Source organism: Paenibacillus sp. Cedars (assembly GCF_003184205.1).
Classification (GTDB): Bacteria; Bacillota; Bacilli; order Paenibacillales; family Paenibacillaceae; genus Paenibacillus_AQ; species Paenibacillus_AQ glucanolyticus.
Map to the genome: position 1 here is coordinate 1,751,156 of NZ_CP020866.1, position 20,950 is coordinate 1,772,105.

Consider the following 20,950-nt stretch of genomic DNA (forward strand, 5'->3'; position numbering starts at 1 on the left):
TAAGCGGCAAGTAATTCGAATACAGGGGGACTAAGCCGTGAGCTCTGAATTTATTATCGGTCTGGCAGGACAAGCGGTCTATATTGTGCTCCAGGTGAGCGCACCGATGATGGTTCTCGCACTTGTTGTCGGACTTATCATCAGTATTTTTCAAGCAACAACGCAAATCCAGGAACAGACGCTGGCTTTTGTGCCGAAAATTGTTATCGTTCTCGTATCATTATTGCTGTTTGGTCCTTGGATATTAACGACGTTAGTGGATTTTACCCACGGTATTTTGGACAATCTCTACAAATATATCGGATAGGCTGAGTGTCCATGGAATGGTTGCAGCAAAGTTTACCTGTTTTTATGCTTATTTTTTGTCGAATAACATCTTTTTTTGTAATTTCGCCTGTGTTTACTTCTCGGAGTGTTCCTACTTCGTACAAGATAGCCCTTTCGGCTATCATCGCCCTGATCGTCTATTTTTCATTCGGGCTTGGCGAAGTGGTTCCGCAGGATCTGTCCTACGTCATATTGATTGTCCAGGAAGTATTGGTGGGACTGCTTCTTGGTTTTACTGCTTATCTAATTATGGCCGTTGTTCAGACAGCTGGGGCATTAATTGATATTCAGATCGGATTCAGTATGGCGAATGTCATTGATCCATTCACAGGTGCCTCAACACCTTTGATCGGTAACTTCAAGTACTATCTGGCTTTATTGGTGTTCTTAAGCATGAACGGCCACCATTATCTGCTCGACGCCATCATGTACAGTTATGACTGGATTCCGATTACAGGCGATGTGTTTGGAAAGATTCATGACGGCAATGTAACGGATTTTCTCGTTCGAACGTTCTCGCACTCTTTTGTGCTGGCACTTCAAATGGCAGCTCCGCTGGTAGCAGCCCTGTTCCTGACCGATGTAGGACTTGGCTTTCTGGCAAGAACGGCTCCGCAGTTCAATGTTTTTGTTATCGGCATCATTATCAAAATCATCGTTGGACTCGTGCTGTTGATGCTGCTCATGCCCATGCTTGTATCACTGTTTGATCATCTGTTTGCCAAAATGTTTGAAGCGCTCCGGCAGCTGCTCGGTGTTGTTGGCGACGGGCCGACATAAGGAGGATGGAGATGAAGCGGATGTCATACCGGTATCCGGTCGACTTACAATTGTTCGCTGGCGAAAAGACGGAGAAAGCGACACCGAAGAAACGTCAGGATACGCGTAAGAAAGGCCAAGTTGCCAAGAGCATGGAGGTATCGGGTGCATCGGTTTTGCTTGCGGCTTTTTTTTGCCTGTTAATCTTCGGCGGTTATATGAGAGACCATACCGTTCGATTATTCACCGATGTCTATATTAATCGGCTCTCCATGGACGTTACAAAAGACAATGTGATGCAGCTGTTTGGAGAATATGGCATTCAAATCTTGCTTCTGCTGGCTCCATTATTTATTTCGATTTTTGTGATTGCGCTGATCTCCAATTATTTGCAAGTCGGATTTATGTTGACCGGTGAGCCTCTGAAAATGAAGTTTGAAAAATTAGACCCAATCAAAGGCTTCAAAAACATATTCTCCATGCGTTCTTTGGTTGAATTTTTGAAGTCGGTCATTAAATTGACCATCATCGGTTATCTGGTTTACAGCACCTTATGGGCTGCCAGAGAGGGATTATCCTCCTTGTCAACCATGGGTCCCGATGCCATATTTCATTTCGTTGCGGATATCACCATGTCTCTGGGATTTAAGATTGCGATTGGCCTCATAATCCTGGCCGTTCTGGATTACATGTACCAAAGGTATGATTATGAAAAAAACATTCGAATGTCCAAGCAAGATATTAAAGATGAGTACAAAAAAATGGAAGGCGATCCGCTCATTAAAGGAAAGATCAGGGAGCGCCAGCGTCGGATGGCACTTCAGCGGATGATGCAGGAAGTTCCGAATGCCGACGTTATCATCACGAACCCGACCCACTTTGCAGTGGCTATCAAGTATGACGGTTCCATGATGGAAGCTCCGCAGATCATTGCGAAGGGCCAGGATTTCATGGCCTTGCGGATTAAAGAGATAGCGAAGGAACACGGAATTATAACGATGGAAAATAAGCCGCTGGCACGAGCTTTGTACCAACGGTCGGAAATCGGGGATTCGATTCCGGGAGACCTGTTCCAGGCCGTAGCTGAAGTGCTGGCCTATGTATATAAACTAAAAGGTAAAGCGAAATAACTAGGGACCGGAGGCGTCAGTGCAGTGAAAATAAAAGATCTATCTGTCCTTGCGGGTGTCATTGGCATCGTACTCATGATGATTCTTCCGATCCCGATATGGCTGCTCGATGTACTGCTTATCATCAATATTTCGCTGGCGCTTATTATTCTGCTGGTGGCCATGAATACCAAGGAAGCACTGGACTTTTCGATTTTTCCTTCCTTATTGCTCATCACGACACTCTTCCGAGTAGCGCTGAACATTTCGACAACCAAGCTGATTCTGTCGGAAGCAAATGCAGGGGAAGTTGTTGCCACATTCGGTAAATGGATAGCAAACGGCGAAATCGCGATTGGATTTATCGTCTTCCTGATCCTCGTCGTTGTACAGTTCATCGTCATTACCAAAGGTTCGGAGCGGGTGGCTGAGGTTGCGGCAAGGTTTACACTCGATGCGATGCCAGGTAAACAGATGAGCATTGACGCGGATCTGAATGCAGGTTTAATCAATGAGCAGCAAGCCAGGGAGCGAAGAAGTAAAATCGAGCGCGAGGCGGATTTCTACGGAGCCATGGATGGTGCGAGCAAATTCGTCAAAGGTGATGCGATTGCAACGATTGTCATCATGCTGATCAACCTGATTGGTGGCTTTATCATCGGGATCTCGATTCACGGCATGTCCTTCGGTGATGCGATGAGTACTTACTCGATCCTGACGATTGGGGATGGACTGGTCAGTCAGATTCCGGCGCTTCTCATCTCGACTGCAGCCGGTCTGATTGTAACAAGAGCATCATCGGAAGGGAATTTGGCCGAGGATCTCACAGGACAGCTCTTCTCCTATCCACATCTGCTATATATCGTAGCGGGAACCGTGATGTTTCTGGGGCTCTTCACTCCGATTCATCTGATTACAACCGCTCCGATCGCCATTATATTGTTTATTGCAGCCAGAACGATGCAAAACAATCTGGACCGCAAGCAGGTCGAAGTGGAGCAGCTTGAGGAGGAACAGCAGATCGAAGAAGTTCGAAGTCCGGAAAGTGTGATCAACCTGCTTCAGGTCGATCCGATCGAATTCGAATTCGGTTATGGATTGATCCCGCTCGCCGATGCGCAGCAGGGCGGGGATTTACTGGATCGAATCATTATGATTCGGAGACAATGCGCACTGGAGCTGGGTCTTGTGGTGCCGGTTATCCGAATTCGCGACAATATTCAACTAAAACCGAACGAATATGTCATAAAAATAAAAGGGAATGCTGTCGGCGGCGGTGAATTATTATTAAATCACTATCTCGCGATGAGTCCTGGATACGAAGACGATTCTGTGACGGGAATCGAAACAACGGAACCGGCATTTGGACTGCCTGCACTCTGGATAGACGAGGCCATGAAAGAACGGGCGGATCTCGCTGGCTACACCGTAGTGGATCCACCTTCCGTTGTTGCAACACACCTTACCGAATTGATTAAGAGACATGCCCATGAGCTGATTGGACGCCAGGAAACCAAGGCGCTGGTGGACAACATCCGAGAAAGCTATCCGGTGCTTGTGGACGAGCTCATTCCTTCCGTTCTGACGATTGGGGAGGTGCAGAAAGTATTGGCGAAACTCCTTCGCGAGAAAATTTCAATCCGGGACATGGTCACAATTCTCGAAACCCTTGCGGATTACGGTCATTATTCCAAAGATCCTGATGTTCTGACTGAATATGTAAGGCAGGCCCTCTCGCGGCAGATTACTCAGCAGTACGCTCAGGAAGGCGAGGCCATGCGGGTCATTACGGTTGGACCTCAGCTGGAGAAGAAGATTGCCGAAAGCGTTCAGCAAAGCGACCAGGGGAGTTATCTCGCGATGGACCCGGTATCAACGCAGAGCGTATTTCAGAAGCTCAGTGAACAGGTGAACCGGATCATCCAGATGGGACAGCAGCCTGTGCTGCTTACATCTCCAGCCATAAGGATGTATTTGCGTCAGGTCATTGAACGCAGCATGCAGGATATCCCGGTATTGTCCTACAGTGAGCTCGAGCCAAACGTCGAAATTCAAAGTGTCGGAGTGGTGAACTTATGAGAGTAAAAAGGTATATCGTCGACACGATGCCTGAGGCGATGCAGCATATTCGCACTGATTTGGGTGCGGATGCCGTCATACTGAGCACCAAAGAGACAAAAGTAGGCGGATTCCTGGGAATGTTTACCCGAAAGAAAATTGAGGTTATCGCTGCGGTAGAGCAGGCGGAGAAATCCAAAGGCTCTGCCCCGGCCGAATACAAAATGAAGCATTCTCTACCGACAGCAGCTGTACCTAAGGCCTATCAGCGAACAGCCGAAATTTCGAGATCCGGTTCGCAGACTGAATCTCTTCAGGTGAGCAATACGACCGTAGATTCCGTTGTATCACAACAGACTGACTCTAATCGTTTCGCCGAATTGCTAAGCCAAGCTGCGGCTTCACAGGAAATTGCCGCTCAGCCAAAGAGCGAGGACAGTTTGGGGCAGCAGCTGACAGCTGCACCGGTGAGCGTTCGAAACGATGATACGGTGATAATCGCTGACTCTGTTCAGAGCACTGATTCATCCCGCCCAGAGCAGAAGGAATCCTTAAGCTCCCGCCTCGGTATAAGCGAATCGGAGCAAAGAGTCCTTGAGGAGCTTAAGGAAATGAAAGAATGGATTGCGAGATTGTCGAGGCAAAATCTCGAGGCGCAGCATCTCCCGGAACCTCTGCATTCCTTACGCGATCTGCTGCTGAAGCAGGATCTCTCGGCCAAGCTGACGGAAGAGTGGCTTATGGCTGCAGAAGAGGCATGGACAGCGAACCATATGCAGTTAAGTGATGCCGAGCTCCAGGATGTGATCTACAAGCAGGCGGCGGCGTTCATTGAGGGACGCATCGGCGGCGGCGTGCAGCCTGAGACCAGGATTGTATACATTGCCGGCCCGACCGGTGTTGGCAAGACTACAACGATTGCGAAGATTGCAGCGGAGCAGCTGTTTCGTCATCAGCGCAAGGTTGGCTTCATTACTTCGGATACGTATCGAATCTCTGCCGTTGAACAGCTCCGAACTTACGCATCGATTCTTAATGTGCCGATGGAAGTTGTGCAATCTCCCGGGGACATGCAGCGTGCGCTTCAGAAGCTGCAGGACTGCGATTTGATATTAATGGATACAGCCGGCCGTAACTATCGGAATGAATTGCTCGTCTCGGAGCTTCAGAGCCTGTTCTCCCATTCCGATCAAAGCGAAACCTATCTTGTTCTCAGCTTGACCTCCAAGAGCAGCGATATGATTGAAATTGCGGATCATTTCAACAAATATGCACTGGATAAGGTGATCTTCACGAAGATGGATGAAACCGGAAGTTATGGTTCCATGTTTAATCTCATCGATGCCCATGACCTTCGATTGTCTTATATGACCAATGGTCAAAACGTTCCGGACGATCTGCTTATGGCCGACAGTGAACGATTATGCAATCTCCTGCTGGGAGAGATTCGTACATGACGGATCAGGCTCATTCGCTTAGACAGCTCGTTTCGGCCCAGCAGCCGGGGGACAGCTCCAAGGTACCATCAACAAGAACCGCCAAGATTATTACGGTCAGCAGTGGTAAAGGCGGGGTAGGAAAATCCAATTTCACGTTGAATTTCGCTCTGACTTTGCAATCCATGGGCAAAAAAGTATTGGTGTTTGATGCCGATATCGGGATGGCGAATATCGATGTTCTGATGGGTGTCAGCTCGCGGTATAGTCTGTATCATCTCATACGCCGGGAGAAGAGCATCGAGGAAGTGATTCAGTACGGGCCGAACAAACTTCCTTACATAGCGGGCGGATCCGGTCTTGCGGACATGCTCTCGCTGTCCGAAGAGGAAATGGATTATTTTATTTCCCAGATTGAGCGTATTTCATCAGAGATGGATTACATCATCTTTGATACCGGAGCCGGATTGTCGAAGGAAAATATGAAATTTATAACCTCGGCGGATCAATGCCTCGTCGTAACAACGCCGGAACCTACTTCAATCACCGATGCTTACGCGCTGATCAAGGTGGTGCACGGAACGGAATCCAAGGTTCCGTTCAGCCTGATAGTCAATCGGGCGGGGGATGAGATTGAGGCTCGTGAAGCAGCGGGCAAAATCATTTTGACTGCCCAGCGATTTCTGGATCTGGATATCAAGCTGCTTGGTTCGATAGCAGACGACACGCATGTTGTGCAGGCTGTTAAGCGGCAGATCCCTTTTACAGCAGCATATCCACGATGCAACGCCTCCAGTGATATCAGGCGCATCGCACTTCGTTACATGACCGCTCCTGCTGCCACGGAGCCTGAAGCTCCGAAGGGAATCAAAGGATTTATGCATCGTTGGCTCAAACGTACGAAATGATTCTTATTTGGAATAATGGAAACTGAGGTGGACATCTATGAAGCCCTTTCGTGTGCTGGTGGTGGACGATTCCGCATTTATGAGGAGAATCTTCTCCGATTTCATCGAACGAGACCCATCCTTTCAGGTTGTCGGAACAGCCGACAATGGGCGGGATGCCGTTGAGAAAGTAAAGGCATTGGATCCGGATGTCATCACGCTGGATGTAGAAATGCCGGAAATGAACGGGCTTGATGCTTTGAGGCTGATTATGGAGACAGGTCCTCGTCCGGTAATCATGCTATCCGGCATTAATGAGCAAGGCATGAGGGAAACCATTCTTGCCCTTGAGGCGGGTGCATTTGATTTTATACGAAAGCCTTCCATTTCTAATGCGCTTGACATTGAACAGGTGCGTTCAGAATTAATGAAGCAACTGAATGCGGCGATGCAGGCAAAACAGCGGAGGGCATTGTGGGAAGAAGAAGAGCAGAGACGACAGGGTGCGGACATATCGGTTCCTCTTTCGCCAAAGCCTTCTGACAAAACGCTGAATAAGAAGCCGCAGATGAAGGAAACGAGACGAACGATCGGCGGAGCCGAGGAGCGCGTTAAGCTTGCGGAGCTGCCCCGAACCCGGGTTCCTCGCCCTGAGGAGGATAAACCGGCACGTGCGGAGGCATCGGATGCTTCCAAACCGAGACGCAAAAAGGTTGATCGTAAACCTGTGGCGGACAGTTCTTCAGCAGCACTGCCGGAACACGAGATTCACCCACCGCGCGAAGTGAAGCTTCAGCCGTCCAACGAACTGACGGATCTGGTTGCGGTTGGCTGCTCAACGGGCGGTCCGAGGGCATTAAAAGCATTTCTCGAGCAAATTCCCGGTGACTTCTGCGCTCCGATTGTCATCGTTCAACATATGCCGCCGAATTTTACCAAGTCGCTTGCGCAGCGTCTGAATTCATTCAGTCCGCTGGAGGTGATGGAAGCAGAACAAGGCATGGTACTGGAACCCGGCAAAGCCTATATTGCCCCGGGTGGCAGCCACATGAGGGTGTTTCGCTCGGAAAGCGGTGCGTTCCAGATCAGGGTAAGTCAGGATGAAACCCGCAATGGTCATCGTCCATCCGTTGATGTGTTGTTCGAATCTCTGCTGCCGCTCACCATGGTTAAGCGTCATGCGGTGCTGATGACCGGTATGGGGAGCGATGGAGCGAGAATGATGAAGAAACTGTACGATACGGGGGTGAATTCCACCTTTGCAGAGAGTGAGCAAACCTGTGTCGTATACGGTATGCCGAGATCGGCTGTTGAGCTTGGATGCGTAAACCATGTACTGCCACTCCATGATATTGCACCTAGATTGGTTCGAGCTGTAAATAACGGAAAGTGAACTTGAGGAGGAGGTGTCTCTCAATGGACATGAATCAATATTTGACAATGTTTATTGATGAGTCAAATGATCATCTGCAATCATTAAATGAAAACATGCTTCAATTAGAAAGTAACCCGGACGATATCGGGATCGTACAGATTATTTTCCGATCAGCGCATACGTTGAAGGGTATGGCGGCAACGATGGGATACGAAGATCTGGCTTCCCTCACCCATCAGATGGAAAATGTGCTGGATCTTGTCCGGAACGAAAAGTTGAAAATGCAGGATTTTATCTTTGACACGCTCTTCAAAAGCTTGGACGCCCTGGAATCAATGGTGCAGGATATTACAGAAGGCGGAGACGGCAAGGCGGACGTATCCGCTATTGTGGCTTCCTTGCAATCGATTGTACGTGGTGAAGGAGCATTGCCTAACGGTGGAATTGCTGATGAGAGCCATTCCGCAGCAGCTGTGCAGGGGATTGAATTGGATGAGTTTCAATTTTCCGTTCTCGATCAGTCGATTTCAGAAGGACATAAGGTTCTCTATATACAAGTGACATTGCGAGAGGATTGCCAGCTCAAGGCGGTTCGGGCCTATATGGTATTCGAAACGCTTGAAAGATCCGGGGAAATCGTTAAGACCTATCCGGATGTTCAAGAGATTGAACAGGGTGAATTCGATCGCGTATTTTCGTTGTATTACATAACGCAAAGAGATACAGAAGAAATTGAAAGCCAGATTTTGGGCGTTTCAGAGATTGAGACAACCTCCGTTGTTGCGCTGGATCATGAAACCTTGCAGCAGATGGTACAGGAAAGTGCCGCTACAGCGGAAGCTGTTAAATCCGTAGATGCGGAGACGGCTCCGGCGGCAACAAAGCTAGCGGAAACCAAGAGTGCCCCGTCTCCGGCCAAAGAGTCCAAGGCATCCGCCCGAAATGCTGGGGGGGGCAACCCGTCCAGAACGATAAGGGTTGATATCGAGCGGCTGGACGTATTAATGAACCTGTTCAGCGAACTCCTTATCGACCGGGTGCGGCTGGAACAGCTGGCCATCGAATCGAAGAATCAGGAGTTGACGGATACGGTTGAGCATATGAGCCGAGTCAGCAGCGACTTGCAGAATATTGTTCTGAAACTTCGCATGGTACCCGTAGATACGGTGTTCAACCGTTTTCCAAGGATGGTTCGCGACCTTGCCAAAACATTGGATAAGAAGATTGACCTGATTATTACGGGAGCCGACACGGAGCTGGATCGAACGGTCATTGATGAAATCGGAGATCCATTGGTTCATTTGCTGCGCAACTCGGCTGACCATGGTGTCGAACCTGTAGCAGACCGCATCGCGGCGGGCAAGCCGGAAACCGGTACCGTTCATCTGCGAGCATTCCATAGCGGCAACAATGTCTTCATCGAGATCGAGGATGACGGTCGCGGAATCTATCGGGAGAACATTCTGAAGAACGCGCTGAAAAAAGGGGTTGTCACCGAAGCCGAAGCTGCGTCCATGTCGGATGATGAGGTCAATCAGCTGCTGTTCGCACCAGGATTCAGTACGGCTGAGAAAATATCCGATGTATCCGGCCGAGGGGTAGGATTGGATGTCGTTAAATCCAAAATCGTTGCCTTGGGCGGAAACGTCACAATCTATTCGACGCCAGGAAAAGGCACTAATTTTTCCGTGCAGCTTCCATTAACGCTGTCGATCATCGCCGCCATGCTGATTCGGATGGGATCCGAAAAATATGCGATTCCGTTATCCTCAATAGTTGAAACGGCCATTATCAAACGAGGGCAGATCAAGCAAGTACACGGCAGCCGGATGATCCAGTTCCGTGAATCGCTGATTCCGGTCATCTCGCTCAGCCGATTGTTTGAAGTTCCGGATTTTGATGAAGAGCTGGAAGAAGAAACTGAAATTGTGGTGATCCGCAAAGGAGACCGACTGGCAGCACTCACCATTGATGACTTTATCGGTCAGAGCGAAATCGTCATTAAAAATCTGGGCAAATATCTTCCCGCCATTCAAGGGATATCCGGCGCAACCATCCTTGGAGATGGACAAGTCGCGCTCATCATTGATGCAAATGCATTTATCAAATAATGGGATGTCATATAACTCGGCAGGCCACACATTTTGAAGGAGGACTTACTCATGGGAGAAGAAATCAAGGTTATCGTCTTTAAACTTGGCGAGGAAGAATACGGCATTGAGGTGGACAAGGTTCAGACCATTGAACGCATGATGCCGATTACGCGTGTTCCCAAAACCTATGCTTTTGTAAAAGGGGTTATCAATCTGCGCGGCGTCGTCATTCCGGTTATCAATCTGCGTGGCAGATTTGGTCTGGGGGAAATCGAGGCTACCGATCAGACACGGGTTATTATCGTAGCGGTCAATGACATGCAGGTCGGTTTTATTGTAGATTCGGCAAGCGATGTTATCGATCTGAATACGGACAGCATTGATTCGCCGCCTGAGGTTGTGGGCGGAATCAAAGCGAAATATCTTCGGGGTGTCGCGAAGGTAGGAGAGGAGCGCCTTCTCGTTATGCTGAATTTGTCCGAAGTGTTAAACAAAACGGAGATCATTCAGCTGGAAGGTCTTGAGGAATAGACAGTGGAGCTGTTTAAGCATAGCAAGGAAATTAAAATGGATGTTCTGAAGGAAGTCGGAAACATCGGAGCGGGCAATGCGGCAACTGCCCTCTCCCGCTTGCTTAACAAACCTATTGATATGGCAGTTCCCCAAGTTCAGCTGCTGCCGTTTGAACAGATCGCGGAAAGTGTAGGCGGTAGTGAACAACTTGTTCTTGCCGTATTCTTGCGGGTGGAGGGAAGCGCGCCGGGAAATCTCTTTTTTATCATGAGTCCGGAAGCGGGGAAGAACCTGCTGCAGAATCTGGCAGGCATCGAAGTGTCGGAGGAGGAACAATTCTCTGAGATGGAGCAGTCTGCGCTGTGCGAGATCGGAAATATTTTGTCGGGATCGTATTTATCCTCGCTGGCCGATTTCACCAATCTGTCCATGACGCCTACCGTTCCTGCGTTAGCGATGGACATGGCGGGTGCGATCTTAAGTTATGGATTGATACAGTTTGGTGAGATGGGAGACGATGCCCTCTTAATCAACACGACGTTTCTAGAAGGGCAGAACGAGGTGGAAGGTCAATTCTTCCTGATTCCCGATCCACAATCATTTGCTCAAATATTCGAAGCTTTAGGAGTGCCTTTAGAGCATGATTGAAGAACAAAGCATAGTGAAAGTAGCGATGGCGGATCTGAACGTCGCAGGTCCAAACGGTATTTTGCGTACAACCGGTCTGGGGTCATGTGTCGGACTTACGTTGTATGATCCGGTGACGAAGATCGGTGGCATGGCGCATGTGATGCTCCCCTCTTCAGCGATTGCCAGAGAAGGGCAGCTAAACCTGGCGAAGTACGCGGATACGGCTCTTCCTATTCTGCTGAACAAGATGAGGAATTTGGGAGCTTCGCCAGCACGCATGGTAGCCAAAATGGCCGGCGGAGCCCAGATGTTTGCTTTTGCCGGTTCCGGTGATACCATGCGAATCGGACCTCGCAATGTGGAGTCGTGCAAAGCAGGCCTGGAGCAGATGGGCATTACGCTGATGGCAGAGGATACCGGAGGGAATTATGGAAGAACCGTTGAACTGGACTGTGCAACGGGTAAATTTACAATACGCAGTGTACAAAAGGGCATAAAGGAATTGTAGCCATGATGGGAAAACTCGGTTTTTATATAATGACTGGAATTGCCGGTTTTGTGTTTACTTTTATTTTTACCATACGTAACAATCTGTGGATGACCAGCATGTATCGGGCTCTCCTTGCATTTGCGATCTGGTTTCTTCTGGCGTTCGCGCTGAAATGGATATTTGCTGCCATCATTGCACCGAGAGCTGATAAGAATGGATCTGGGAACTCAAAGGCGCAGAGCGAGCAGGAGAGAGGAACCGTTCTTGATTTATCCACACCTGATGAGGATCGGGAATTGATGGATCTTATTCATTCCGAATCCGGCAGCAAAGAGAACGGTGACTTTGTTCCGCTGAATCCTCCCAAGCTGGTTTCAACGAAAGATCCTGAAGAACTGGCCAAGGCCGTTCGTCACCTTACGGATAAATAAGGAGGGTGAAGGCAATTGGACGAACGAAAAGCTTCTGTGCTGAACCATATGGAATTATGGAGCGCATGGAAGGAAGACGGAGACCATGAAGCGAAGAAGAAACTTATCGAATATCATCTGCACATCGTTGATTATGTTTCAAGCCGTTTGGCCATCGGTCTTCCGAAGAACGTTTCCAAGGGAGATTTGGCCAGCAATGGGGTAATGGGTTTGATTGACGCCATTGAGAAGTTTGATTATAAACGAGGCTTGCAATTCGAAACCTATGCCTCCTGGCGTGTGCGAGGTGCTATTCTGGATTCGCTGCGCCAAGGGGACTGGGTGCCGCGTTCGGTTCGTGAGAAGGCGAAGAGAATTGAAACTGCATATCAGCAGTTGGAACAGAAGTATTTACGCAGCGTCAGTGACTCTGAGATGAGTGATTACCTTGACGTGACCGAGAAGGAGTTCCGGCACATGCTGCAGGAAGTGGCGGTCATGACACTGACATCTTTGGAGGATCCGATCCGCGAGGAGGAGTCTGAGACCCGAATGTCGCTCCTGGTTGATGAGAAAGCGAAGAATCCGGATCACAAGGTCCATGAATTTTATCTGCGAGAAGCCCTGATGAAGGGAATCGGTAAATTGACCCCGAAAGAGCGGACTGTAGTTTCCTTATTATATTATGAGGATTTATCACTCAGTGAAATTGCTGAAGTGATGTCGCTATCACCTTCACGAATATCACAGCTTCATTCCAAGGCGATTTTGAGACTTCGGGGCGCGCTCGATAAAGATCGGGATTTGCTGATGCAAAACGACTGACGCTTGCCATTTATGAAGGGGGTTCCTGGATTGTCTGTAGATTATGCATTGGATCAGTACTTTAGCGTTACGCTATCGGATGACAAAGTCGTCGCCTATATACAGTTCACCAACTGGGAGAAGGATTTCTCCTGCTCTGTAGAAGCTCTTGAACAATTTCTGAGAAGCCACCAGGTACGATATGGACTTCAACATGATACGTTGCGACGAATCGCAGATCATTCGGAGGAATATCAATATAGTAGAACGCCGATTGCAATGGGAACGGAGCCTATGCACGGACAGAACGGCAAAATAGAGTTCACCGTTAATTTGGGGAATCAGACGAATCTGAAGCCGTTGGAGATCGAAGATGGCAAAGTCGATTATAAAGAAGTGATTCGTTTAAATAATGTGAAGAAGGGCCAATTGATTGCAACCCGAATCCCGCCAACGAAAGGAGTTCCTGGCACTGCGGTTACCGGTGAGGAAATTCCGAGTAAACCAGGCAAGGAAGCTCATTTCAAAGTGGGGAAGAACGTTGTGGTCAATGCTGAGAAAAGCGCAATGTATGCGGCGTTGGACGGGCTGCTGACCAAAACGGAAAAGGGAAAAATCAATGTGTTTCCGGTATATGAAATCAATGGCGATGTTGACTACAGTATTGGCAACATTGACTTTGTCGGTACGGTGGTCATTCGCGGGAACGTTCTTACCGGATTCAGAATCAAGGCAGCAGGGGACATTCGTGTTACCGGCTTTGTGGAAGGCGCAGAGCTCGACGCAGAGGGCTCCATCGATATTTCCGGGGGAATAATCGGATATAATAAGGGGTTTGTAAAGGCTGGACAGGATGTCAAGAGCTCGTTTATCCAGGATGGAAATGTTATAGCCGGTGCTAGCGTATTTGTCTCGCAGAGCATTATGCACTCCAATATCCGTGCGGTTCAGAACATCGAGTGCAACGGCATGAAGGGTCTCGTCGTAGGCGGCGTCCTGCAGGCCGGGGAGAAAGTAGTAGCCCGGACGATCGGAAATACCATGTCGACTGCTACCGTCATCGAGGTTGGGGTTCTTCCCGAACTGCGGAATGAACTGGCGGATCTGAGAGCGCAGCTGAAGCTGTCGATTGAGAGTATGGATAAAACGGATAAAGCACTTTATCTACTGAATCAGTTGGCTTCGTCAGGCCAGTTGTCGCCAGACAAACTCGCGCTGCGCATTAAGCTGAATGCTACCAAGAAATCGAATGTGGCCGAACAAGCGGATATTAAAGACCGTATGCTCGAAATCGAGAAGATGCTTGAGGATACTGGCAAAGCGAGAGTTAATGTGGTAAAGACGATCTACGGCGGCGCCAAAATTGTCATCGGGAGGTATACCCGATTTGTTAAGGACCCCACACAGCGGGTTTCTTTTTACTATCATGAAGGAGATATCACCATGGTGCCGTTATTGTAGGGTAGAACAGACATATTAAATGCTTGTGGATATGATCCTGGCTATGAGGTGATTCCATTGAGTTTAAAATCGGTAGAAATGCAAATCGCAGTACCAAGAACCAACGAAGCGGGCAAAATCCATAATGAGTTCCAGCAGCGCCCCATGAACGATCAGACATTGCTTGCTGGGGAACAGATCAAGAACAGCCGCGCGGAAGCACAGCGAAGCACGGAAGTTAGCGAGACAGCGGAGACAGCCGTTCGTGATGACGGGAGCCGTCAGTCTCCAGGACAGCAAGAACGGGGATCATCCGAGTCGGGCGAATCTGTGGAGCAGCCGGCGGAGCATCCCTATAAAGGCAGGAATTTTGATGTTTCTCTCTAGATAATTTATTGGCACAAAGGAGTTAATGGATTTGGGACCGTGGATATATATCGTGCTGCTTGGCGTAGCGGCTGTGCTGTATGCTTTTATGCTGCCGAAACGCCGTGAAGAGAGTGTATCCAGCGAGCGGGTCGTAAAAGAAGTGGAGAACACGCTTGAAGGGTACATGGCGGAAATCCAGAACGAGAACGAGCAGCTTGTAGAGCTGGTAAGTCAAATGAAGCAAGAGCTTCGTGCAAAGCAACAGGAACAGCAAGAGCAGGTGAGTGATTTGCGTCAACGCATGCTTGTAATGGAGCAGAAAATGATTGAATCCGAAACCCGTCTTCGAACGACGGAGGACAAGTTGGTTCATGCCGCTTCCTTGTCTGCAGATCGGGCTGCCGCTTCTTCAGAGGCAGAGGTGTCTCCTCCGGTCGACTCCATCAAATCCAGGTACGCGGAGCTGTTTGATCTGCATGGGCAAGGGAAATCTATCGATATGATTGCCAAGGCGACGGGGCTTCAGCGAGGCGAGGTTCAGCTTATTATTCAATTAGCCAAACAGGAGGAGTCCGCGTGATCAAGAACCGTACATTTATGATGGGCCTTGGCAGCGGTCTTGTTGTCGGCGCGATACTGCTCCAGCTGATGTGGATCGGTCAAGGATCAACCGCATCGGATACAAAGGATTTAACGAAGGAGCAGGTGATGGCTGCTGCGGAAGCTCTGGACATGCAAGTGATTGAACCCTCGGAAGAGCTGTTGACCGCGGACCAGTGGGAAGAGAAAAAGCTCAGTGAGCGTTCTTCAGACACCGAAGGATCGGATAAGGCCAAGGAAATAGGAACGAAGCAGCCGGATATACCGGAACAGCCGGAAAAACCTGAAGCGGATGGCAAAGACCAGAAACCCAAAGAGATAAACAAGCCGGCGGAGCCGAAGACACCTGTTAAGGCAAGTGCCCCCATCAAAGTCAATATTCGAGCTGGAAATAACCTTAGTGATGTGGCAAGTCACCTTTTGAGCGCCGGCGTGATTGACAACAAACAGGCATTCATCAATAAAGCAACGGAGAAAAAAATCAACACATCGATCCAGAGCGGGACCTATTCGTTTACAGCAGGCGAGAGTTACAATTCGATTATTACAAAAATCACAGCAAAACCCTCCAACTAGCATCCTGGTTGAGAGTGGTTTTTTTCTTTATAGGGCCCTGTCCGACCGTTGATCCTCTGAACCTCGTTTAGAATACAAAAGAATTGCAACCTGCCCATGGTTATGTTATAGTAATTGACGGTGTTAAAACACACGCCAGAGTGATTTCGTTGAGGGTGCTTCCAGGATTGGGAGTCTTAATGAAAAATGATCTTGGCGGAGGGACACACAAAAACCAAACTTAGGAGGTGCGTGAAGATGGCAGTAATCTCCATGAAACAGCTTTTGGAAGCTGGCGTTCACTTCGGTCACCAGACTCGTCGCTGGAACCCGAAAATGGATAAATTTATCTTCACTGAAAGAAACGGTATCTACATTATTGACCTGCAAAAAACGGTCAAGAAAGTTGAAGAAGCATTCAACTTCGTGAAAAACGTAGCTGGAGAGAACGGTACAATCCTGTTCGTCGGCACGAAAAAACAAGCTCAAGATTCCGTGAAAGAAGAAGCAGAGCGTTGCGGTATGTACTACATCAACCAACGTTGGCTCGGCGGAACTTTGACCAACTTCGAAACGATCCAAAAGCGTATCAATCGCTTGAAGCAACTCGAAGCTTGGGAAGAAGACGGCACGTTCCAAGTATTGCCTAAGAAAGAAGTCATCCTTCTCCGCAAAGAGAAAGATCGTCTTGAGAAATTCCTGGGCGGTATCAAGAACATGAAGGGTCTTCCAAGCGCATTGTTCGTTATCGATCCTCGTAAAGAGCGCATCGCAGTAGCGGAAGCTCGCAAATTGGGTATCCCAATCGTAGGTATCGTTGATACGAACTGTGATCCGGATGAAATCGACTATGTAATCCCAGGTAACGATGACGCGATTCGCGCGGTTAAATTGTTGACTGGTAAGATGGCTGATGCCGTTGTTGAAGCTCACCAAGGTGAAGAAACAACAGCTTAATCGGGATTAAACGTATAAAGAATGAATTAAATGAAAAGGGTGGTTGGTAGGTGGATAACCTCTCACTGCCCTTTTTTTAAGATGTCAGAGCCAATAACGCTCATCAGTTGCGCTCCTGATTTCGCAAGGAAACGAATACTTAAAGCAGTCTGGCTTCTTGAAGAGCGGGTGTGCAGACATTTTGTCTTCAGGTCAGAAAGCACACTTCATCATACCAATTTGGAGGGAATTCTAATGGCAGTATCAGCTAGTGCGGTAAAAGAACTTCGCGAAAGAACAGGCGCAGGCATGCTGGATTGTAAAAAAGCGCTGGATGAAACAAATGGTGATATCGACAAAGCGATCGCGGTACTTCGTGAGAAAGGCTTGTCAGCAGCAGCTAACAAAGCTGGACGCGTTGCAACTGAAGGCGTTGTAGAATCCTATATTCACGGCGGCGGACGTATTGGCGTTCTCGTTGAAATCAACTGTGAAACCGACTTCGTAGGCAAAACAGATCAATTTAAAGAGTTTGCTCGCGATATCGCAATGCATATTGCTGCTGCAAATCCTAAATTTGTTCGTCGTGAAGAAGTTCCAACGGAAGAGCTTGAGAAAGAAAAAGAAATCTTGAAGAACCAAGCTTTGAACGAAGGCAAGCCTGAGAAAATCGTTGAAAAAATGGTTGAAGGCCGTATCAACAAGTACTATGAAGAGTATTGCTTGCTTGAGCAATCCTTCATCAAGGATCCGGACAAAACGATCAACACGCTGCTTAACGAAAAAATCAGCACGATCGGTGAGAACATCTCCATTCGTCGTTTTGCTCGCTTTGAGCTGGGCGAGGGCCTGGAGAAGAAACAAGACAACTTCGTTGAGGAAGTTATGGCCCAGGTGAATAAATAAGCCGAATAGGCTAATATAAGTATAGAAAAGAGTGGAACACACCTGTGTTCCTTCTTTTTTAAGAGATATAAAAGGCATAAAGAGAGATAAGATTGTTATAAACTCGGAGTGAAGGCTACCCTTATCTCACTAGAAAGAATGGAATCAAGTCTTAATTAGACGACCAGAAGTTTCTACTTGAGACGGATGTTTTTACCCGATTTTTATAAACCGTCAAGCAGTGCCGGTGTGTCTGTCTGTCGTTTTTCAAACGGGCGTCGTATTCTTAGGCGCCGTCTTAAAGTGGAGGGTTATCATTTGGAACAGCCTGTATATAAACGAGTGATATTGAAAGTCAGTGGGGAATCCCTTTCAGGGCAGAATGGATATGGTATTGATGCTGAGACGATCTCATCGATCGCTGAGCAGGTTCGTGAGGTGGTCGAGCTTGGTGTTGAGGTCGCTATCGTATGCGGCGGCGGAAACATCTGGCGTGGTATCGCCGGCAGCGCGAACGGAATTGACCGTGCAACGGCGGATTATATGGGAATGCTCGCCACGGTGATGAACTCTTTGGCTCTTCAGGATGCCCTGGAGCAGATCGATGTGCCGACTCGGGTACAAACCTCTATCTCAATGCAGCAAATTGCCGAGCCATATATCCGCCGCAGAGCCATTCGGCATTTGGAAAAAGGCCGTGTCGTCATTTTTGCGGCAGGAACAGGTAACCCTTACTTCTCCACCGATACGACTGCAGCGCTTCGCGCAGCGGAAATCGAAGCAGAAGTGATTCTCATGGCGAAGAACAAGGTGGACGGAGTGTACTCTGCTGATCCATTTAAGGATGAAACTGCCGAGAAGTACGAGCAGCTGACGTATCTAGACGTATTGAACAAAAACCTTGGGGTAATGGACTCTACAGCTTCATCGTTATGTATGGACAACAACATCCCGCTCATCGTCTTCGCTATCACGGAGCAAGGTAATATCAAGCGCGTCGTTCTGGGCGAGAAGATCGGAACGATCGTTAAAGGGAGTGTAGATTAATGCCGCAATCGGTGAAAAAGAATGCAGAAGAACGCATGGAAAAAGCGATCCTGTCTTTGAAACGTGACCTGGCAACTCTGCGCGCAGGGCGGGCAGCGCCGGCGCTGCTGGACCGGATCACGGTTGAATACTACGGAGCACCAACTCCGCTCAATCAGTTGGCGAACATCAGTACGCCGGACTCCAGAACGCTTATGATTCAGCCCTGGGACAAGTCGTCCTTGGCCGATATCGAGAAAGCGATCATGAAATCGGATATTGGATTGACACCGGCGAACGATGGCAATCAAATTCGTCTCGTCGTTCCTGCTCTGACGGAAGAGCGCAGAACCGAGCTGGTAAAAATGACGAAGAAATTCGGCGAAGAAGCGAAAGTGGCCATCCGCAACATTCGCCGCGATGCCAACGATGACATCAAAAAATTGGAGAAAACGGATATTTCCGAGGACGAGTCCCGGAGACATCAGGAAGATATCCAAAAAGCGACGGATAAATTTATCGCAGAAGTCGACAAAGTCCTCGTTGCCAAAGAAAAAGAAATCATGGAAGTATAAGAGACTTGTGGCCCCTCCGGTTTATGGTGGGGTTTGTCTCTTTTTTTGCAGAAAGATGCCTGGAGGAAATGGAATGATCAAACGGGTTCGATCGTGGTTGAATCAGGAGGACAGTCAGCAGACGCATCAGCTCTCTCCGGACAACATCCCTCATCATGTAGCTATCATCATGGATGGTAATGGACGTTGGGCGAAACGGCGCGGTATGCCGCGGATCGTTGGCCATCAGAACGGCATGAAGGCTGTTAAAAGAGCAGCCATTGCTGCAGATGATTTGGGAATTAAAATATTGACGATGTATGCTTTTTCTACAGAAAACTGGACACGTCCGAAGGATGAGGTCGATTTTCTTATGAAGCTTCCGCAAGAGTTCCTGGCTATTGAGCTTGAAGAGCTGATTGAGAAAAATGTTCAGGTCAGAATGATGGGGCATCCGGAAGAACTTCCGTCCCATACCGTGTCCGCGATGGAAGAAGCTGTTGCGAAGACAGCCGGCAATAACGGTCTTGTGCTTAACTTTGCGCTCAATTACGGCAGCCGTAAAGAGATCACGGAAAGTTTTAAAGCGCTTGGGCAAGAAATAAGTGACGGAATCCTTCGTCCTGAGGATATTACAGAGGAACTGATTGGCAGGCGGCTCCTCACAGGCGAATTGCCGGATCCGGATTTACTGATCCGTACAAGCGGCGAGCTGCGTCTGAGCAATTTTATGTTATGGCAGCTGGCGTATAGTGAGTTATGGTTTACTGACGCATATTGGCCGGAATTCACCAAGGATCACTTGGTTGAGGCAATAGCCGAATACCAACAAAGAACAAGACGCTACGGTGGACTGTCGTAGCCGATGGAGGATGGAACGTTTTGAAACAGCGATTGATTACCGGAATTATAGCGGGAGCGGTCTTTTTAGGATTATGTTTCATAGGCGGTCTGTGGTACCATCTTCTTATTCTGGCGATGGCACTAATCGGTTATTATGAGTTTCTGCGCATGACCAATACGGCACCGTTCGGAGGAACGGCATGGATAGGGTACGCGGGGGTGCTGTTGTTTGTATTCCCATGGGGTCCGCTTAAGTTGGATTTTCAGATCCCGTGGGAGCATGTTCTGTGGCTCCTGCTGCTCTTGTTTCTGCTGGCGACAGTGTTCACAAAAAATGTGATTGATATTAAGCGGGTCTCATTATTGTTTTTGGCGTCAGCTTATATCGGAATCGGTTTTTCCTTCATTGCCGAATCGCGACATGCTCCTGACGGTCATGGAATATTCTGGACTTTCCTGCTGTTGGCCTCCATCTGGGCAAGTGATGCAGGAGCCTATTTTGTCGGCCGTGCAATGGGCCGCCACAAATTATGGCCTTCCATCAGTCCGAACAAAACCATTGAAGGTGCGGTAGGCGGAGTTGTCATCGCCGTGTTCACTTCTTTGCTCTTTTCATTCTTCTCTGACGGATTCTTGGCAGCTGGACAAGCGATTCTAATCGGGTTGTCCTGCGCCGTAATCGGTCAGCTTGGAGATTTGGTACAATCCGCATATAAACGGGTGTATGGCATCAAGGATTCAGGCAAATTGCTGCCCGGACATGGAGGAATACTGGACCGATGTGACAGTTGGATCGTTGTATTTCCGTTCGTACATATATTGAGTCTCCTGCCTTACTGATGAAAGGAAAG

At 48.5% G+C, this 20,950-nt stretch carries 23 protein-coding genes; all 23 read left to right on the top strand.

All coding sequences use genetic code 11. The annotated features are described in order from the left end of the window. The first annotated feature begins 37 nt into the window (after positions 1-37). The 23 genes from fliQ (at position 38) to B9D94_RS09945 (ending at position 20,939) form a co-directional block, all read left to right on the top strand. A complete protein-coding gene (gene fliQ, locus B9D94_RS09835) occupies positions 38-307 on the top strand; it encodes a flagellar biosynthesis protein FliQ (protein ID WP_006211314.1) in 270 nt (89 codons plus the stop codon). Positions 308-318: 11 nt separating this feature from the next. Then, positions 319-1,107 carry a flagellar biosynthetic protein FliR gene (gene fliR, locus B9D94_RS09840; protein WP_006211313.1) on the top strand — a complete coding sequence of 263 codons (789 nt, stop codon included), beginning with the start codon at positions 319-321 and terminating at the stop codon, positions 1,105-1,107. A 20-nt stretch (positions 1,108-1,127) separates the two neighbouring features. Next, positions 1,128-2,216, top strand: a complete 1,089-nt coding sequence (flhB, locus tag B9D94_RS09845; RefSeq protein ID WP_036642441.1) for a flagellar biosynthesis protein FlhB — start codon at positions 1,128-1,130, stop codon at positions 2,214-2,216. A gap of 24 nt (positions 2,217-2,240) precedes the next feature. Continuing rightward, complete coding sequence (gene flhA / locus B9D94_RS09850; protein ID WP_006211311.1) at positions 2,241-4,274, top strand: flagellar biosynthesis protein FlhA; 2,034 nt, start codon at positions 2,241-2,243, stop codon at positions 4,272-4,274. After that, complete coding sequence (gene flhF, locus B9D94_RS09855) at positions 4,271-5,710, top strand: flagellar biosynthesis GTPase FlhF (RefSeq protein WP_148246924.1); 1,440 nt, start codon at positions 4,271-4,273, stop codon at positions 5,708-5,710. Before flhA ends, flhF begins: the two co-directional genes overlap by 4 nt. Next, the gene (locus B9D94_RS09860; RefSeq protein ID WP_036642074.1) at positions 5,707-6,597 is read left to right on the top strand and encodes a MinD/ParA family protein; all 891 of its coding nucleotides are present in this window, start codon (positions 5,707-5,709) and stop codon (positions 6,595-6,597) included. The genes flhF and B9D94_RS09860 overlap by 4 nt, the downstream gene beginning before the upstream one ends. A 37-nt stretch (positions 6,598-6,634) precedes the next feature. Beyond that, on the top strand, positions 6,635-7,969 hold the full coding sequence (locus B9D94_RS09865; RefSeq protein ID WP_148246925.1) for a protein-glutamate methylesterase/protein-glutamine glutaminase: 1,335 nt from the start codon (positions 6,635-6,637) through the stop codon (positions 7,967-7,969). 23 nt (positions 7,970-7,992) lie between these two features. Beyond that, positions 7,993-10,062 carry a chemotaxis protein CheA gene (locus B9D94_RS09870; RefSeq protein WP_148246926.1) on the top strand — a complete coding sequence of 690 codons (2,070 nt, stop codon included), beginning with the start codon at positions 7,993-7,995 and terminating at the stop codon, positions 10,060-10,062. Positions 10,063-10,113: 51 nt separating this feature from the next. Beyond that, entirely contained in the window at positions 10,114-10,575 is a 462-nt protein-coding gene (locus B9D94_RS09875) for a chemotaxis protein CheW (protein ID WP_006211307.1), read from the top strand. 3 nt (positions 10,576-10,578) lie between these two features. Then, positions 10,579-11,205, top strand: coding sequence for a chemotaxis protein CheC (locus tag B9D94_RS09880; protein WP_006211306.1), 627 nt, complete (start codon positions 10,579-10,581; stop codon positions 11,203-11,205). After that, positions 11,198-11,695: a chemotaxis protein CheD gene (locus B9D94_RS09885; protein ID WP_148246927.1), complete on the top strand. Its 498-nt coding sequence runs from the start codon at positions 11,198-11,200 to the stop codon at positions 11,693-11,695. The genes B9D94_RS09880 and B9D94_RS09885 overlap by 8 nt, the downstream gene beginning before the upstream one ends. A gap of 2 nt (positions 11,696-11,697) precedes the next feature. Then, positions 11,698-12,108 carry a hypothetical protein gene (locus B9D94_RS09890; protein ID WP_036642078.1) on the top strand — a complete coding sequence of 137 codons (411 nt, stop codon included), beginning with the start codon at positions 11,698-11,700 and terminating at the stop codon, positions 12,106-12,108. A 15-nt stretch (positions 12,109-12,123) separates the two neighbouring features. Further along, entirely contained in the window at positions 12,124-12,912 is a 789-nt protein-coding gene (locus B9D94_RS09895) for a FliA/WhiG family RNA polymerase sigma factor (RefSeq protein WP_006211303.1), read from the top strand. Between the two features lie 30 nt (positions 12,913-12,942). Then, positions 12,943-14,352, top strand: a complete 1,410-nt coding sequence (locus B9D94_RS09900; RefSeq protein ID WP_006211302.1) for a flagellar assembly protein A — start codon at positions 12,943-12,945, stop codon at positions 14,350-14,352. 57 nt (positions 14,353-14,409) lie between these two features. Beyond that, positions 14,410-14,718: a hypothetical protein gene (locus tag B9D94_RS09905; protein ID WP_006211301.1), complete on the top strand. Its 309-nt coding sequence runs from the start codon at positions 14,410-14,412 to the stop codon at positions 14,716-14,718. A 25-nt stretch (positions 14,719-14,743) separates the two neighbouring features. Continuing rightward, the gene (locus tag B9D94_RS09910) at positions 14,744-15,280 is read left to right on the top strand and encodes a hypothetical protein (RefSeq protein ID WP_040680748.1); all 537 of its coding nucleotides are present in this window, start codon (positions 14,744-14,746) and stop codon (positions 15,278-15,280) included. Beyond that, entirely contained in the window at positions 15,277-15,876 is a 600-nt protein-coding gene (locus tag B9D94_RS09915; protein WP_148246928.1) for an endolytic transglycosylase MltG, read from the top strand. Before B9D94_RS09910 ends, B9D94_RS09915 begins: the two co-directional genes overlap by 4 nt. A gap of 237 nt (positions 15,877-16,113) precedes the next feature. Further along, positions 16,114-16,812: a 30S ribosomal protein S2 gene (rpsB, locus tag B9D94_RS09920; RefSeq protein WP_036642081.1), complete on the top strand. Its 699-nt coding sequence runs from the start codon at positions 16,114-16,116 to the stop codon at positions 16,810-16,812. Positions 16,813-17,046: 234 nt separating this feature from the next. Beyond that, positions 17,047-17,697, top strand: coding sequence for a translation elongation factor Ts (gene tsf / locus B9D94_RS09925; RefSeq protein WP_006211298.1), 651 nt, complete (start codon positions 17,047-17,049; stop codon positions 17,695-17,697). 297 nt (positions 17,698-17,994) lie between these two features. Continuing rightward, positions 17,995-18,723, top strand: coding sequence for a UMP kinase (pyrH, locus tag B9D94_RS09930; RefSeq protein ID WP_006211297.1), 729 nt, complete (start codon positions 17,995-17,997; stop codon positions 18,721-18,723). Beyond that, a complete protein-coding gene (gene frr / locus B9D94_RS09935) occupies positions 18,723-19,277 on the top strand; it encodes a ribosome recycling factor (protein ID WP_006211296.1) in 555 nt (184 codons plus the stop codon). Before pyrH ends, frr begins: the two co-directional genes overlap by 1 nt. 73 nt (positions 19,278-19,350) lie before the next feature. After that, complete coding sequence (locus B9D94_RS09940; RefSeq protein ID WP_036642083.1) at positions 19,351-20,118, top strand: undecaprenyl pyrophosphate synthase; 768 nt, start codon at positions 19,351-19,353, stop codon at positions 20,116-20,118. A 20-nt stretch (positions 20,119-20,138) separates the two neighbouring features. Further along, the gene (locus B9D94_RS09945; protein ID WP_006211295.1) at positions 20,139-20,939 is read left to right on the top strand and encodes a phosphatidate cytidylyltransferase; all 801 of its coding nucleotides are present in this window, start codon (positions 20,139-20,141) and stop codon (positions 20,937-20,939) included. The last annotated feature ends 11 nt before the right edge of the window (positions 20,940-20,950 follow it).

What these genes read in the sequence shown, in the direction of transcription:
- fliR (WP_006211313.1), top strand. Translation starts at nt 319, where the DNA reads ATGGAATGGTTGCAGCAAAGTTTACCTGTTTTTATGCTTATTTTTTGT.
- tsf (WP_006211298.1), top strand. Translation starts at nt 17,047, where the DNA reads ATGGCAGTATCAGCTAGTGCGGTAAAAGAACTTCGCGAAAGAACAGGC.
- B9D94_RS09860 (WP_036642074.1), top strand. Translation starts at nt 5,707, where the DNA reads ATGACGGATCAGGCTCATTCGCTTAGACAGCTCGTTTCGGCCCAGCAG.
- flhF (WP_148246924.1), top strand. Translation starts at nt 4,271, where the DNA reads ATGAGAGTAAAAAGGTATATCGTCGACACGATGCCTGAGGCGATGCAG.
- B9D94_RS09875 (WP_006211307.1), top strand. Translation starts at nt 10,114, where the DNA reads ATGGGAGAAGAAATCAAGGTTATCGTCTTTAAACTTGGCGAGGAAGAA.
- flhB (WP_036642441.1), top strand. Translation starts at nt 1,128, where the DNA reads ATGTCATACCGGTATCCGGTCGACTTACAATTGTTCGCTGGCGAAAAG.
- B9D94_RS09865 (WP_148246925.1), top strand. Translation starts at nt 6,635, where the DNA reads ATGAAGCCCTTTCGTGTGCTGGTGGTGGACGATTCCGCATTTATGAGG.
- B9D94_RS09940 (WP_036642083.1), top strand. Translation starts at nt 19,351, where the DNA reads ATGATCAAACGGGTTCGATCGTGGTTGAATCAGGAGGACAGTCAGCAG.
- rpsB (WP_036642081.1), top strand. Translation starts at nt 16,114, where the DNA reads ATGGCAGTAATCTCCATGAAACAGCTTTTGGAAGCTGGCGTTCACTTC.
- frr (WP_006211296.1), top strand. Translation starts at nt 18,723, where the DNA reads ATGCCGCAATCGGTGAAAAAGAATGCAGAAGAACGCATGGAAAAAGCG.
- B9D94_RS09890 (WP_036642078.1), top strand. Translation starts at nt 11,698, where the DNA reads ATGATGGGAAAACTCGGTTTTTATATAATGACTGGAATTGCCGGTTTT.
- B9D94_RS09870 (WP_148246926.1), top strand. Translation starts at nt 7,993, where the DNA reads ATGGACATGAATCAATATTTGACAATGTTTATTGATGAGTCAAATGAT.
- B9D94_RS09910 (WP_040680748.1), top strand. Translation starts at nt 14,744, where the DNA reads ATGGATTTGGGACCGTGGATATATATCGTGCTGCTTGGCGTAGCGGCT.
- B9D94_RS09885 (WP_148246927.1), top strand. Translation starts at nt 11,198, where the DNA reads ATGATTGAAGAACAAAGCATAGTGAAAGTAGCGATGGCGGATCTGAAC.